General features: G+C 61.2%; 16 protein-coding genes. 8 read left to right on the top strand and 8 right to left on the bottom strand.

Annotated elements, in window-relative coordinates:
- Window positions 1-346 precede the first annotated feature (346 nt).
- Genes FHX15_RS28520 through FHX15_RS28495 form a run of 6 tightly spaced genes read left to right on the top strand, consistent with a single transcriptional unit; the run spans window position 347 to window position 6032 of the window.
- A complete protein-coding gene (locus tag FHX15_RS28520) occupies window positions 347-1408 on the top strand; it encodes a LacI family DNA-binding transcriptional regulator (protein WP_184401712.1) in 1062 nt (353 codons plus the stop codon).
- Window positions 1405-2355, top strand: a complete 951-nt coding sequence (locus FHX15_RS28515; RefSeq protein WP_184401711.1) for a substrate-binding domain-containing protein — start codon at window positions 1405-1407, stop codon at window positions 2353-2355. Before FHX15_RS28520 ends, FHX15_RS28515 begins: the two co-directional genes overlap by 4 nt.
- Complete coding sequence (locus FHX15_RS28510; RefSeq protein ID WP_184401710.1) at window positions 2352-3161, top strand: ATP-binding cassette domain-containing protein; 810 nt, start codon at window positions 2352-2354, stop codon at window positions 3159-3161. The genes FHX15_RS28515 and FHX15_RS28510 overlap by 4 nt, the downstream gene beginning before the upstream one ends.
- Window positions 3158-4162 (top strand): ABC transporter permease, encoded by a 1005-nt coding sequence (locus FHX15_RS28505; RefSeq protein WP_184401709.1) that lies wholly within the window; start codon window positions 3158-3160, stop codon window positions 4160-4162. The genes FHX15_RS28510 and FHX15_RS28505 overlap by 4 nt, the downstream gene beginning before the upstream one ends.
- Window positions 4162-5232 carry a phosphotriesterase gene (locus FHX15_RS28500; protein WP_184401708.1) on the top strand — a complete coding sequence of 357 codons (1071 nt, stop codon included), beginning with the start codon at window positions 4162-4164 and terminating at the stop codon, window positions 5230-5232. Before FHX15_RS28505 ends, FHX15_RS28500 begins: the two co-directional genes overlap by 1 nt.
- A gap of 29 nt (window positions 5233-5261) precedes the next feature.
- On the top strand, window positions 5262-6032 hold the full coding sequence (locus FHX15_RS28495; protein ID WP_184401707.1) for a glutamine amidotransferase: 771 nt from the start codon (window positions 5262-5264) through the stop codon (window positions 6030-6032).
- A 4-nt stretch (window positions 6033-6036) separates the two neighbouring features.
- On the opposite strand, the gene FHX15_RS28490 is transcribed toward FHX15_RS28495, so the two are convergent.
- Window positions 6037-6939 (bottom strand): PfkB family carbohydrate kinase, encoded by a 903-nt coding sequence (locus tag FHX15_RS28490; RefSeq protein WP_184401706.1) that lies wholly within the window; start codon window positions 6937-6939, stop codon window positions 6037-6039.
- 25 nt (window positions 6940-6964) lie between these two features.
- Between FHX15_RS28490 and FHX15_RS28485 the strand changes: the two genes are divergently transcribed.
- The gene (locus FHX15_RS28485) at window positions 6965-7807 is read left to right on the top strand and encodes a BtpA/SgcQ family protein (protein WP_184401705.1); all 843 of its coding nucleotides are present in this window, start codon (window positions 6965-6967) and stop codon (window positions 7805-7807) included.
- Between the two features lie 5 nt (window positions 7808-7812).
- Entirely contained in the window at window positions 7813-8457 is a 645-nt protein-coding gene (locus FHX15_RS28480) for a TenA family protein (RefSeq protein ID WP_184401704.1), read from the top strand.
- Here FHX15_RS28480 and FHX15_RS28475 read toward each other — a convergent pair.
- The 7 genes from FHX15_RS28475 to FHX15_RS28445 are packed head-to-tail and all read right to left on the bottom strand — an operon-like array spanning window position 8454 to window position 14585.
- Entirely contained in the window at window positions 8454-8858 is a 405-nt protein-coding gene (locus tag FHX15_RS28475) for a hypothetical protein (RefSeq protein WP_184401703.1), read from the bottom strand. The genes FHX15_RS28480 and FHX15_RS28475 overlap by 4 nt on opposite strands.
- Window positions 8859-8870: 12 nt before the next feature.
- Window positions 8871-10316, bottom strand: a complete 1446-nt coding sequence (locus tag FHX15_RS28470) for an aldehyde dehydrogenase (RefSeq protein WP_184401702.1) — start codon at window positions 10314-10316, stop codon at window positions 8871-8873.
- Between the two features lie 21 nt (window positions 10317-10337).
- On the bottom strand, window positions 10338-11123 hold the full coding sequence (locus FHX15_RS28465) for a coniferyl-alcohol dehydrogenase (protein ID WP_184401701.1): 786 nt from the start codon (window positions 11121-11123) through the stop codon (window positions 10338-10340).
- A gap of 39 nt (window positions 11124-11162) precedes the next feature.
- Window positions 11163-12200: a branched-chain amino acid ABC transporter permease gene (locus FHX15_RS28460; RefSeq protein WP_184401700.1), complete on the bottom strand. Its 1038-nt coding sequence runs from the start codon at window positions 12198-12200 to the stop codon at window positions 11163-11165.
- Window positions 12197-13111 (bottom strand): branched-chain amino acid ABC transporter permease, encoded by a 915-nt coding sequence (locus FHX15_RS28455; RefSeq protein ID WP_184401699.1) that lies wholly within the window; start codon window positions 13109-13111, stop codon window positions 12197-12199. The genes FHX15_RS28460 and FHX15_RS28455 overlap by 4 nt, the downstream gene beginning before the upstream one ends.
- Window positions 13108-13836, bottom strand: coding sequence for an ABC transporter ATP-binding protein (locus FHX15_RS28450; RefSeq protein ID WP_184401698.1), 729 nt, complete (start codon window positions 13834-13836; stop codon window positions 13108-13110). Before FHX15_RS28450 ends, FHX15_RS28455 begins: the two co-directional genes overlap by 4 nt.
- The gene (locus FHX15_RS28445; RefSeq protein WP_184401697.1) at window positions 13833-14585 is read right to left on the bottom strand and encodes an ABC transporter ATP-binding protein; all 753 of its coding nucleotides are present in this window, start codon (window positions 14583-14585) and stop codon (window positions 13833-13835) included. Before FHX15_RS28445 ends, FHX15_RS28450 begins: the two co-directional genes overlap by 4 nt.
- Window position 14586 lies beyond the last annotated feature (1 nt).

The following is a 14586-nucleotide window of genomic DNA, read 5'->3' as shown; positions in this document are numbered from 1 at the left end:
GCGCGTAGTCCAGCGCTCGTTGAAATCGTGCCGGGTCACGTGTGCACCAGGGCAGATGAGGCCGTGGCGCCTCCTTATGGATGTCCGATGAGGGTGGCAGTAACTCCCTGCCGCAACTTAACACTGTTGAGTGCGGCATGACCTTGCGCACTTCGGGGGGATGACCAGTAAGACGACCGGTCGAACGAGTTTGTCGTCTACAGATCCTCCTGCATGATTCCTGCGTCTGCGCGGTTTTCGCATGGCCGGCAAAAGGTTTGCCCTTAATACTTGACAGTTTGACCTTCGCCGTGGAGAGTAAGTAAACCGCTTTACTAAACCGCTTTACAAGAGGCGCTTTCGCTCAATGGCGCAAGAACGTACTCCAGGGCTCAAGGACGTTGCCAAAGCCGCCGGCGTTTCGGTAACGACGGTCTCGCGCATGCTGAATGGTTCACTGGATCTTCCGGCTCTTACCAGACAGCGCATCGAAAGCGCCATCGCATCGCTCAAGTACCAGCCGAACCCGCACGCGCGGCGACTGAGCCGCGGTCGTTCCGATACGATCGGCCTTGTCGTCCCCGATATTGCCAATCCGTTCTTCGCCACCATGGTGGCAGCAGTCGAAGAGGAGGCCAATGACAGAGGGCTTGCCGTTTCGCTTTATGCCACGCTGAATAGAACGGGTCGCGAAGTCGCTTATCTCAAGCTAATCGAGCATAACCACGTCGACGGACTTGTCTTCGTCACCAATCACCCCGACAACGGCGATCTGGCTGCTCTCATCAACCGGACCGGCAAGGTCATCGTCGTCGACGAAGACGTTCCCCTTGCCGCTGTTCCCAAGCTATTCTGCGACAATTTTCAGGGTGGCCATCTGGCGGGTTGTCATCTGGCCGAATTTGGCCATCGCCACGTGCTCTATGTCGGCGGCCCCGATGCGATGATCAGCACGCAACGGCGCTTCAACGGATTGCGCAAGGGCCTGCAGGAGCGTTTCGGCGACGATGCCTCGATCAGGCGTTACAGTGGCGAATATACGATCGCCTGCGGGCGGGACATGGCGCGCCGCTTCCTGGATGAAGGTATGCCGGCGACCGCAATTTTCGCGAGCTCCGACGAAATCGCCATCGGCATGATCGAAGTCCTGAGGGAGAAAGGAATATCGATCCCCGAAGACCTGTCGATCGTCGGCTTCGACGATGTCAGTCCGCTGCACCTCTTTGCGCCCCCAGTGACCGCGATCCGACAGCCGGTGCGCGCCATTGGCCGGCGTGCCCTATCCCTTCTTCTCGAAACAAACTGGCAGGAAAGCAAATCGCTCGCCACCGAGGAACTCGTGCCAGTCGAAATCGTCGTGCGGAACTCCGTTGCGCCGCCGTCGACCCATAATAAGCAACGAGAACAAAACCAGAGGATGCGAACATGAAACAGATCAGACGTCGGGCGTTTACCGCCGCTCTTGCCTTCACAGCGCTTGCCAGTGCAACGCTTGGAGCCTCACTCGCCCAGGCTGCGGGTAAGACCTATGCACTGGTGCAGATCAATCAGCAGGCCCTTTTCTTCAACCAGATCAACGAAGGCGCGCAGAAGGCGGCCGATGCCTCCGGTGACAAGCTTGTCATCTTCAACGCCAACAATGAAGCGGCCGCACAGAACAGTGCCATTGAAAACTACATCCAGCAGAAGGTCGATGGCCTGATCGTTGTGGCGATTGACGTGAATGGCATCATGCCGGCGGTCAAACAGGCTTCGGACGCCGGCATTCCTGTTGTCGCCATTGATGCAATCCTTCCCGATGGACCGCAGAAGTCGCAGATCGGCGTCGATAACGGCAAAGCCGGCGCGGATATGGGCGCCTACTTCCTCGACTACGTGAAGAAGAACATGGGCGGCAAGGCCAAGGTCGGTATCGTCGGGGCCTTGAACTCCTATATTCAGAACGTTCGCCAGAAGGGCTTCGAGGACGCCATCAAGGGCGATGGCATTGAGACCTCGGGGGTCGTCGACGGCCAGAACATCCAGGACAATGCACTTGCCGCAGCCGAGAACCTGATTACCGGCAATCCCGACATGACGGCGATCTACGCAACTGGCGAACCGGCCCTGCTCGGCGCCATCGCCGCTGTCCAGAGCCAGGGTAAGCAGGACAGTATCAAGGTCTTTGGATGGGACCTGACGGCGCAGGCGATTTCAGGTCTCGACGATGGCTACGTCGTTGCTGTCGTCCAGCAGGATCCTGCCGGCGAAGGCAAGGCCGCGGTCGAAGCTCTTGCCAAGCTGACAGCTGGCCAGAGCGTCGAAAAGAGTATTTCCGTTCCGATCACGATCGTGACGAAGGAAAATGTCGAGCCATACCGGGCCGTCTTCAAATGATGACGGACAATCGGCCTGCTTATGCCGGGGCCGGGGAGGCGAAAGCCTCCCCGTATTCCTCCGGCTCGTCCGCCCGGACACCTGCTGTCTCACTGCGCGGAATCCGCAAGACGTTCGGTTCGCATCAGGCGTTGCGTGGCGTCGACCTCGACCTCTTTTCCGGCGAGTGCCTTGGTCTTGTCGGTGACAACGCGGCTGGTAAGTCAACGCTTACCAAAATCATCTCCGGAACCTATTTGCCGGATGAAGGGACGATTTCGCTGAACGGCGAAGAAGTCCACTTGTCCGGGCCTGCGGATGCTCGCAACCGTCATATCGAAATGGTCTTCCAGGATTTGAGCCTCTGCGACCATATCGATGTCGTCGGCAATCTGTTTCTCGGACGCGAACTCACCAGGGGTCCGTTCCTCGACCGTCAGAAGATGATGAGCGAAGCGCGCAAGATGCTGGATGCGTTGGAAATTCGCATTCCGCGTCTCTCCGCCAAGGTCGAGAAGCTGTCTGGCGGCCAGCGCCAGGCGATTGCGATCGCCCGTGCGGCTTCCTTCCAGCCCAAGGTTCTGATCATGGACGAGCCGACATCGGCGTTGGCGGTCGCCGAGGTCGAGGCTGTGCTCGCACTGATCAACCGCGTCAAGGCAAAGGGGGTATCCGTCGTCCTCATCACTCATCGCCTGCAGGATTTATTCCGCGTCTGCGACAGGATTGCGGTCATGTATGAAGGTACCAAGGTTGCCGAACGGGACATCGGCAAAACCAATCTCGAAGATCTCGTCAAGCTCATCGTCGGGGGAGAAAGGCATTGACCGTCTACACCGAACGCGCCAAGGGCTCGCCGATGGCCGACTTTCTGGGTGAGAACGCCCAGGTTTTGTCGATCGCCTTTTTCTTTCTCGCGTGCCTCGTCTTCTTTTCGCTGACGACCTCAACCTTCATGACGGCCGGCAACATCCTGAACATCGTGCGCCAGGCAGCTCCCATCCTCGTTGTCGCCATCGCCATGACCCTCGTCATCGTCACCGGCGGGATCGATCTGTCGGTCGGTTCGATGCTGGCCCTGATCAACGCCGTTGCCGCCATTACACTGGCGACAGGCATACCCTGGCCCATCGTCTCGATCGGCATGCTCGCCTTCGGCGGCATCGTCGGTCTGCTTCAGGGCTGGTTCATTGCCTATCAGAACATCCCAGCCTTCATCGTCACCCTCGCCGGGCTCTCCATCCTGCGTGGCGTGGCCCTCTACCTGACGCAGGGCTATTCCATTCCGATCAACAACGAACCCGGTTTCTTCTACATGGGGCGCGGCGAACTGGCGGGATTTCCTGTCCCGGCACTCATTGCGATCCTGGTCGCGATCGCAGGCTACGTCATCATGGCGGTCACCAAGTACGGACGGCAGATCGTGGCGGTAGGATCCAACATGGAAGCAGCGCGCCGCGTCGGCATGCCGGCCAAATGGATCGTCGCCTCGGTCTACCTCGTATCAGGCGTCGCGTCTGCACTCTCCGGTCTTTTGATCGCGGCTCGCCTCGGTTCCGGTTCGTCGAACGCCGCCGTCGGCTTTGAACTGCAGGTCATCGCCGCGGTCGTACTCGGCGGCACCTCGCTGATGGGTGGGCGCGGCACGATGATCGGCACTGTCCTTGGGACGATGACCATTGCGGTCATCGGCAACGGGCTGATCCTGATGCATATCTCGCCCTTCTTCACCCAGATCGTCACCGGCGCGATCATCCTTGTCGCCATCTGGCTGAACACCCGGATCTTCACCACCAACTTCCGCTTGGCAGGCAGGAGGAAGAGTTGATGGCGGCGAGTGAGCTTTCGCAGGGTCACGTGCGATCCGGCAATGTGATGACGGTCTCCGGGCCGGTTTCAGCGGCGGAGATCGGCATCACGCTGATGCACGAACATATCCTCAACGATTGCCGCTGCTGGTGGCATGCGCCGAAGACGCCTGAGCGGCAATATCTTGCCGATGGGTTTGTCTGCATGGAGATTCTCGGCGAACTGAGGCAGGACCCCTTCGTCAACAAGCACAATATCACGCTCGACGACGAGAATCTTGCCGTCGCCGAACTCGGGGACTTTGCCGGTCTCGGCGGCCGTACGGTCATCGAGCCCACGTGTCAGGGCATTGGTCGCGATCCTCTCGCCTTGCGGCGGATTTCCGGAGCGACAGGACTAAACATCGTCATGGGCGCCGGCTTCTATCTCGACTCCTCGCATCCGGCCAAGGTTGCCGGCATGTCCGTCTCCGAGATCGCCAACGAGATAGTCTTCGAAGCGACGGTTGGAGCTGATGGTACCGACGTGAAGATCGGCCTGATCGGCGAAATCGGCGTATCCTCTGATTTCACCGCCGCCGAAGAAAAATCGCTGCGGGGTGCGGCACAGGCTCAGGTACGCACCGGCCTGCCACTGATGGTCCATCTTCCGGGCTGGTTTAGGCTGGGCCACAAGGTACTCGATATCGTGGGTTCCGAAGGCGCGGAACTGCGACACACTGTGCTTTGCCACATGAACCCGTCACATGACGATCTCACCTATCAGTCGGAATTGGCCGCCCGCGGCGCGTTTCTCGAATATGACATGATCGGCATGGACTTCTTTTATGCCGATCAGCAGGTGCAATGCCCGAGCGACGAGGAGGCGGCGCGCGCGCTCGTCAAGCTCGTGGAGAGGGGATATGCCGATCGCCTCCTGCTCTCCCATGACGTCTTCCTGAAGATGATGCTCAAGCATTATGGGGGCAACGGCTACGCCTATATCCTGCGCCACTTTCTGCCTCGCCTGAAGCGTCACGGTCTCGATGATGCGACGCTCGACATTTTCATGCGCACCAATCCAAGGTCAGTTTTTCAGGAAAACCCTTGAGTACAAACATAAAAAGAAATGGAAACATCATGACAAAGAAGGTTCTTCTCGTCGGCGAAAGCTGGGTCAGTTCCGCCACGCATTACAAGGGTTTCGATCAGTTCGGCAGCGTCACCTTCCATCTCGGCGCCGAGCCGCTCGTTGCGGCACTCGAGGGCAGCGCGTTCGAGCTCACCTACATGCCGGCCCATGAAGCGGTCGAAAAATTCCCCTTCGATATGGCAGGGCTTGACGCCTTTGACGCGATCATCCTCTCCGATATCGGCGCCAACTCTCTGTTGCTTCCCCCGGCGGTCTGGCTACATTCCAAGACCGTTCCGAACCGGCTGAAACTCATCAGGGCCTGGGTTGAAAAGGGTGGTGGCCTGCTGATGGTCGGCGGTTATTTCTCGTTCCAGGGCATCGACGGCAAGGCGCGCTGGCGCCGCACACCGGTGGAGGATGTTCTACCTGTCACCTGCCTGCCCTATGACGACCGTGTCGAAATCCCCGAGGGTACGACGCCAGTCCTCGTCAAGCCCGGCCATGAGACCGTCGCCGGCCTGTCTGGTCAATGGCCGGTTCTTCTCGGCGTCAACGAGGTGGAAGTGCGCGAGCGTGACGATGTGGAAGTCATCGCCCGTCTGCCTGACGAAGAGGGCGGTCATCCGCTTCTGGTGACCGGGCGCTTCGGCAAGGGCAAGACTGCCGCATGGACGTCCGATATCGGTCCGCACTGGCTTTCGCCTGCCTTCTGCGAATGGGAAGGTTACGGGCGTCTTTGGAAAAACATCCTCGGCTGGCTGACGGGAGCAAAATAGCCCATTACTCGCCGGCAAGGATGCCGGCTAGTTCTAACCGGGTCGGGAAGGCCGAACGTGTCCCGCGGCGGCTGACCGTAATGGCCGCAGCCGCAGTTGCGTGATGGATGGCTCTGGCGTCGAGTGCGATGGAGCGGAGCGCCGCCGAGGCAAGTGCCACGGCCATGAACGTGTCGCCGGCGCCGGTCGTGTCGACGACCTCTGTTACGCGGGCGGGAACGGTTGCAAGCACCTGATGTCCGCTTGCAAGGATAGCTCCGCTGCCGCCAAGCGTCAGGACGGTCTGCGCCACTCCGGCTTCGGCGAGGCGCTCGATCGCGGCCTCGCCGGACGATCCGGTCAGGTTTTCAGCCTCGCCCCTGTTGAGAAAGGCGATGTCGATAAGCGGCCAGAGCTCCGCAAAATAGGGGCGGAGCGGTGAGGGATTGAATGCAGTTTTGAGGCCGCGGGATCTGGCCTCGGCGAGAATGCCGCGGGTCACGTTTTCGCTGAGGTTGCCCTGCAGTACGACGAGGTCGCCGCTGGCTGCATCCTTGAGCGGGGCAAGCGCCTCGGACAGGGTCAAGGCCTCGGCCGATTCCGTCGTCGTGACGATGGCGTTTTCGCCGTCGGGCGTCGTGAAGATGATGGAGAAATCGCTCGAGCGATGAGGACTGCCCAGCAACCGGGCGTCCAGCGCTTCACCAGCGAGCTGGTCGCGGATCGTCTGGGCGCGAAAATCCTCGCCGACGGCCGTGACAAGCGTCGTGGGAAGGCCTGTGCGGCCCATCACGACGGCCTGATTGGCACCCTTGCCGCCAAGGTCACGGGTTTCCTCCCGACCGAGGATCGAGGCGCCGGCTTCGGGCATGGACATTACGGAAATGGTTTCGTCGACTGCGACGTTACCGATGACATAGGCACGCATGGCTGGCTTTCAGAGAGGAAAGAAAATGCAGCAAATATCGGATAAGGCCACAAGCGCCATACGGGAAATATTCGGCACTGACAAGGCGCTGATCGGCATGATCCATTGCCCGCCTTTCCCGGGTGCTCCACGCTACCGCAGCGCGGCAATGGATGCGATCTATGACACCTGCATGCGCGACGCGGAGGCGCTTGTCAAAGGCGGCATCCACGGTTTGATCGTCGAAAATCATGGCGACATCCCCTTTTCCAAGCCGGAGGATATTGGCCACGAGACCGCAGCCTTCATGTCGGTTGTTACGGACCGCATCTCTCGTGCCGTCGGCGTACCGCTCGGCATCAATGTGCTTGCCAATGCGCCGATCCCCGCTTTCGCGATCGCGGCAGCCGGTGGTGCGCGCTTTATCCGTGTCAACCAATGGGCCAACGCCTATGTCGCCAATGAAGGCTTCATGGAAGGCCGTGCAGCCGAGGCCATGCGCTATCGCTCGGCTCTGCGCGCCGAACACATCAAGGTGTTCGCCGACAGCCATGTCAAGCATGGGGCGCACGCCATCACCGCCGACCGGTCGATCGACGAATTGACCCGCGATCTGGCCTTTTTCGATGCCGATGCGGTGATCGCCACCGGCCAGCGAACGGGCAACAGCGCGACAATGGATGAGATCGAGGAAATCGGTGCTGCGACCCATCTTCCATTGCTCGTCGGCTCGGGCGTGACCAAGGATAATATCGTCGAAATTCTCAAGCGCACGAACGGCGTCATCGTCGCCTCGTCGCTCAAGGAAGGCGGCGTCTGGTGGAACCCTGTCGAGCCGGCTCGCGTCGCAGCCTTCGTCGAAGCCGCAAAACCCGGCTTGGAGGCGTGACGACTATGGGCGCCACCCTCTCACAACAGATGCTCGACGAAAACCGCGACGTCTTCGAAGCCATGGTGCATCACCGCTTCGTCGAAGACATCAAGGCTGACCGCCTCCCGAAGGAGGCCTTCGAACGATATCTTGTCTTCGAGGGTGCCTTCGTTGAAACGGCGATTGCGATCTTCTCCTACGCCACGGCAAAGGCCGGGACCATCGAAGAGAAACGTTGGCTGATCGGCGTCCTTGATGCGCTTGCAAACCAGCAGATCGCCTATTTCGAGAAGACCTTCGCAGCCCGCGCCATCGATCCCGCCCACTATGATACCGGCCGGGCCGATGTCGCTTCCTTCCGCGAGGGAATGCTGGCAATTGCCCGTGACGGTGGCTTTCTCGACACGATTGCCGCGATGTTTGCCGCCGAATGGATGTACTGGACCTGGTCGACCGAGGCCGAGCGGACTGATATCAGCGATCCGCTTCTCAAGGAATGGGTCAAGCTTCATGCCGAACCGGAGTTCGAAGCGCAGGCGCGCTGGTTGAAGGCGGTGCTGGACGAGGCTGGCGAGACGACGGATCCTGCCGAGCGGAAGCGGTTGAGCGCCATATTTGGTCAGGTGCAACGTCTTGAAATCGACTTTCACGAGGCGGCTTACTCTTAAGTAGCTGATGCGATGACCGCCGATACCGACATCGATCGCGCGACTGCACGCATCGTGAAGGCGAACGCTTTCTCGCTGCCTTCACGGGAGCGGACTTCGCAGCCACCATGGACCGCTGGTGGCTGCTCAGTGCGGCTATCGCCGCGCCATGTCAGCGCGTTGGGAGCGATTTCGTTTAAGACGATGATGTCGATCCGCTGACGAAGCGGCCACAGCGCCCGCCGGTTTTCGTCCTCTCCATGGCGACGATGCAATCGAACGTTCTTTCTGCCCGATCTCACTGCGCCATGAGAATTGCAGGCGCCGATGGCGATAAGACTGGCGGCAACATTAACCGCCCCGGAATCTCTCAAACCGCGGTCGATGAGGCAAAAGCGGCTTCGATGAACGACCACCGACACTGCCAAGGCTCCTTAGAACGGATAGTGCTGAGCGGAATCCTCCACTGTGATCCAGCGCAGGTCGGTGAATTCGGCAATCGCTGCCTTGCCGCCGAAGCGGCCGTAGCCGCTGCCTTTGACGCCGCCGAAAGGCATTTGCGCCTCGTCGTGCAATGTAGGTCCGTTGATGTGGCAGATGCCGGATTCGATCCGCGCCGCAACCGCCATGGCGCGTTTGACGTCGCGGCTGAAGACGGCCGACGACAGGCCGTATTCGGTGTCGTTGGCGACGTGGATTGCTTCCTCCTCGCCGGCGACGCGGATGATTGGCTTCACCGGACCGAAAGATTCTTCCGAATAGACGCGCATCCCAGGTGTTACGTGATCAAGCAGGGTCGCCTCGACAACTGTGCCGGAGCGCTTGCCGCCGGCCACGACTGTGGCGCCCTTGGCCGTCGCATCGGCGATCAGCTCCTCCATTTTCTTCGCCGCGTCGAGGCTTATTAATGAGCCCAGCACGACTTGGCCGCGTGGATCGCCTGCCGGCAGGCCGGCGGCGCGGGCGGCCAGTTTGACGACGAATTCATCGGCAATCGTCGCGTCGACGATGATCCGTTCCGTCGACATGCAGATCTGGCCCTGATGCATGAAGGCGCCGAAAATGGCCGCATCGACGGCACCGTCGATATCGGCGTCGTCGAGAATGACGAGCGGCGCCTTGCCGCCGAGTTCGAGAAGGGCCGGTTTCAGATATTTGCCGCAGGTCTCGGCGATGATCCTGCCGACCTTGGTCGAGCCGGTAAAGTTGACGCGCTTGACGGCTGGGTGGGCAATCAGCGCGGCGACGATCTCAGCCGCATCCTCGGGCGCGTTGGTGATGACATTGATGACGCCGGCGGGCAGGCCCGCTTCGGTGAGAGCCGTGGCGATCAGCCGGTGCGTGCCCGGGCATTGTTCGGATGCCTTGAGAATGACGCTATTGCCGCAGGCGATCGGCATGGCGATGGCGCGGGTCGCGAGGATGACTGGGGCATTCCAGGGGGCGATGGCGAGGCATACGCCGGCCGGCTGGCGCACGCCCATGGCGAGCGTGCCCGGCTTGTCGGAAGGAATGATTTCACCCGATATCTGCGTCGTCATAGCGCCGGCCTCGCGCAGAATATTGGCGGCAAGCATGACATTGAAGCCGGCCCAGGGCGCAGTCGCGCCCGTTTCCTCGATCATCAGCCGAGTGAACTCGCCTGCCTTGGAATCCATGATATCGGCAGCCTTCATGAGGATGGCGCGACGCTGGCTAGGACCGGTCTTCGACCATGTGCGGAATGCGGCAGAGGCAGCATCGACGGCCGCAGCAACGTCATCCAAGCTCGCCGCGGCGGCGCGACTCGCGAGCTTTTCGGTGAATGGATCGAGGCGATCATAGGTCCGGCCGCCTGAAGCCGCGCGATCCGCGCCGTTGATGAGGAGGGAAATATTCATCGTGGGTCTCCTGATAAAGAACTAGAAGCCGAGCACTTCGGCGTTGATGGAGGCTTCAAGTCCGCCGTCGGCTGCGAGATTGGCGCCGTTGATCCAGCGTGCGCCGTCAGAGCAGAGAAAGAGGACGGCGGGCGCGATGTCGGCGGCGGTACCGGCACGGCCGACACGGGTGATGTCACTGTCGACCTTGGCATCGCCGAGGACGGCGCGAAACTGGTTGAGGATCGGTGTTTCCACCGGCCCGGGGCTCACTGCATTGACGCGGATGCCGCGATTCTTGAACAGTGGCTGATGGGCCGCGCGCATGGTCCAGAGCAGCAGCAGTTCCTTGGAGAGCGGGTAGCCTTGCTCGGCCTTGAGACCGTGTTCTGCGGCAACAGCCGTCACATCAGGAAAACCTTCGATCGACGTCAGCGACTTGGCTCGTTCGAGATTGCCGCGCCAGCCGTAGCCGGCGATCGAGGCGACATTGACGATGGCCCCGCCTTCGCGCAAGCGCGGCGCCGCGGCTTCCGACAGGGCTCGCAGGCCGTAGAAATTGACGGCGAGCGTCGAAACGACACCGGTGCTGCCGGAAAGGCCGGCGACATTTGCGAGCGCGTCGAGGCGCATTGGAAGCTGCGCAACGATCTCGGCAACGCCTGATGGCGTGGATAGATCGCCTTTGATGAAGCCGGTACTTCCATTGGCCGGTTCGCGCACGTCGACGCCGATGACTTCGGCGCCCATCTGGCCGGCCAGTTCCGCCGTGCGTGCGCCTATACCGGAGGCCACGCCGGTCACCAGGATCGTCTTACCAAAAAGCATTGATTTCATCCTTCGCAAGAAACCAGGAGGCGAGGCTTTTCATTCTTTCCATTTGACTTCTGTCGAACCGGGCAATTTCAGCCGGTAACCGACGGGCAGAAGCTGAAAGTCGTAGCGGCGCTCGATTTCACCCCATAGGCCGCGTGGCAGGTAGAGCGAGAAAATCAGCGCGGTTGCGCCAAGTCCGATCAGATACCAGACCCCGGCCGAGCCGAAGAAAGTCTCGATCACGAAGAACAGGATGGCGCCGAGAATCGCACCTTCGAACTTTCCGATCCCGCCGACCAGCACCATGAAGATCATGTAGGCCGTCCACTGGACGCTGAAATAGGTCTTCGGCTGAAAGGTCGTAGCGGTTGCCAGCCACAGGCCGCCGGCGACGGCAATGCCGAAAGCGGCGAGCACGAAGAGCAGCCTCTTCGTCGCGATCACGCGCACGCCGAGCGAGCTTGCCGCTTCCTCATTGTCGCGGATTGCCTGCATCGCCGCACCCGCGCGGCTGCGCATCAGCATGAAGAGAGCGCCGAGCAGGGTCGCCATCGACGTCAATGCGAGCCAGTAAATCGTCGCCCGCCGCGTGCCGCTGTCATAGACATTGAGCGAAATCAGCGATGTTCCCGTTTCCCCTTGGATCAGCCGGTCGAGGTTGACGAGCAGATGGGCAAGTTCGGCGATAACCCACATGCCGATCGCGAACTCGCCGCCTTTCAGGCGCAGCATGAACAGCGAAAGCGGGATCGACAGGGCGCCAGTTAAGATCGCGGCCGCAAAGACCGAGACGAAGGGATCGAGTCCCGCATCCGCCAGGCGTATGGTGAAATAGGCGCCGAGCCCGAAGAATACCTGCTGACCGACTGAGACCAGCCCGCCGAAACCGGCGAGCGCATTCCACATGGCGGCAAGGATCACATAGATGAACAGGGCCGTCAGCCTGTCGATCGCCCCGGCGCCGAGCACCGCGGGCGCAAAGATCAGTAGGGCAAGCACCGCCGCTATGCAGGCAAGCGCCGCTCGCGACGATTTTGTCCAGCGTTCGATCGATATTCCGTTGGAGGCAATGGTCGTGTTGGAGGTCATGTCGGGCTCCGGAGACGGGCGCGGAATTTGAGAGATGCGCCAAGTTTGTCGAGAACCGGCATGCCCAATCCGGACAGCCTGACGAAGAGAACCAGCAGGAACACTGCATGGCCGCCGATCAGGAAGCCCTGCGGATGCAATTGCGCACCCAGCGACTGGGCAAGGCCGAGAACGATTCCGCCGGCAAGCGTGCCCCAGAGCGACCCCGCTCCGCCGATGACCGCGGTCTCGAAGGCAAACAGAAGCTGCGGGCCGCCCGCATAGGGGCCGAAGGTCGCCCGCATCCCCAGAAAGGCACCGGCGATCCCGACCGTGACCATCGTGATGGCGGTAGCGACAGCATTCACCCTACGTGCATCGATGCCGACCAGTCCTGCTGTATCAGGATCTTCCGCAGTGGCGCGGATGGCGCGGCCAAGCGCAAAGCGGCCAAGGAAGACTTGCAGCGCGCCGAGAATGACGATCGCCGTCGCCATCATCAGGACGGCAAGCTTGCCGACGAAGATGTGGCCCGGCAGCTGCCAAGATGCATAGGAGAGGTTGCCGATGAAGGGCGCGAGCGAGCGAGTGTCGGCGCCGAACTGCTCGAACAGCAGGTTGTCGATGACGATCGACAGGCCGAAGGTCGTCAGGATCGGCAGCAGCATGCCGCCGCGGGCGCTGCGTTCTAAGACGAGGCGCTGCAGCAGCCAGCCAACCACCGCCATCACAGGCAGCACGATCAGCAGGCCGGCAAAAAGCGGAATGCCGGCTTTGGCGGCGAGCAGCCAGAGCCCGTAAGCGGCGGCAACCGCAAGGCTGCCATGGGCGAGATTGATAATCCGCATGACGGAGAACATGAATGACAACCCGCAGGCGATGACGGCATAATAACCGCCGAGCAGGATGCCCTGGATCAGCGTGTTGATCACGATGCGCTCCTTTCGCTGGTTGCCCGGTGCAATCCGAAATAGGCTTTGGTGACTTCGTCGCGGGTGACGCTCGCTGCTGGGCTGTCGAGGACGACACGTCCTTCCAGCATGCAGATGACACGGCTTGCCACGCTCATGGCGCGGGCGAGGTCCTGCTCGACCAGCACAATGGTCGTTCCAGACGTCAGCAACGCCCGCAGCTGGGCGTAGACGCGATCGACAACCAGAGGCGAAAGCCCAAGCGAGACCTCGTCCAAAAGAAGAATGTCGGGATTGCTCATCAGCGCCCGACCGATCGCGGTCGCCTGCTGTTCCCCGCCCGACAGGTGCCCCGTCTTGGCATGTCGGCGGGGTTTCAGGTTGGGGAAGGCTTCGAGAACGCGATCGATGCTCCATTCGCCCTTGCGCCCGCAGCTCTTTCCGAGAAGCAGGTTCTCTTCGACCGTCATCTGCGAAAACAACCGCCGGCCTTCCGGCACCAGGGCGATGCCCTTGGCGATCCGCTTGTGTGAGGGGACCGCAGCCAAATCTTCATCGCCAAGAAGGACGCGGCCGGAAGATGGGGGGTGGGCGCCGGCGATCGATCTGAGCAGCGTCGTCTTGCCCGCGCCGTTCGCACCGACCAGCGCCAGCACCTCGCCTCTCGCGATATCGAAACTGACCCCGCGCACTGCCTGCAGTAGGCCGTGACGGACGTCGAGGTTCTGGATGGAAAGGAGGCTCATGCGGGTGTCCCTCCGAGATAGGCCTTGACCACCTCCGTATTGCTCATGACCGTTCTCGGCTCTCCATCGGCGATGATCCTGCCGGCATCCATGCAGATCAGCCGTTCCGCAACCTGTAAGAGAATATGCACGATATGCTCGATCCATACGATACCGATGCCGCGGCGGCGCAATTCCAGAATGGTTTCGACGAGCTCGCTCGCCTCACCATCGGTCAGGCCGCCGCCGATCTCATCGAGCAGCAGCAGTCTCGGCTGCGTTGCAAGCGCACGAGCAAGCTCCAGACGTTTGCGATCGAGGAGACCGAGCGTGTCGGCCGGGCGGTTGGATACCCCCAGCATGCCGCAGAGCGAGAGTGAATCCACCACCCTGTCATAGGCTTCGTTGCGGCTCGTCGCATTGCCGTGCGATGCGGCGACGAAGACGTTTTCGAAGGTGGTCATGCCGCTGAAGGGTTTCGGAATCTGATGCGTCCGCACGAGGCCGGAATGGCAGCGCTCCGCCGCCGTGCGGTTGGTGACGTCAGCACCATCGAAGGTGATGGTGCCCTGACTTGGAGGGAAAGCGCCGGCGAGCACGCTGAGCAGCGTCGTCTTGCCTGCGCCGTTTGGCCCCACGATGCCAACCGCCTCGCCACCGGCCATGGAGAAATTGAGATTCTCCAGCACGACCAGGGCGCCGAACCGCTTGCCTATTCCCCTGGCCGAGAGAGAGGCTCCCCCCGGCCGTCTTTGAGCTTCCTGCCGCACT

Origin of the sequence: Rhizobium sp. BK650 (genome assembly GCF_014195325.1) — a bacterium.
Classification (GTDB): Bacteria; Pseudomonadota; Alphaproteobacteria; order Rhizobiales; family Rhizobiaceae; genus Rhizobium.
The sequence above is the reverse complement of the archived record's forward strand: the minus strand, read 5'-3'. Positions and strand labels throughout refer to the sequence as shown.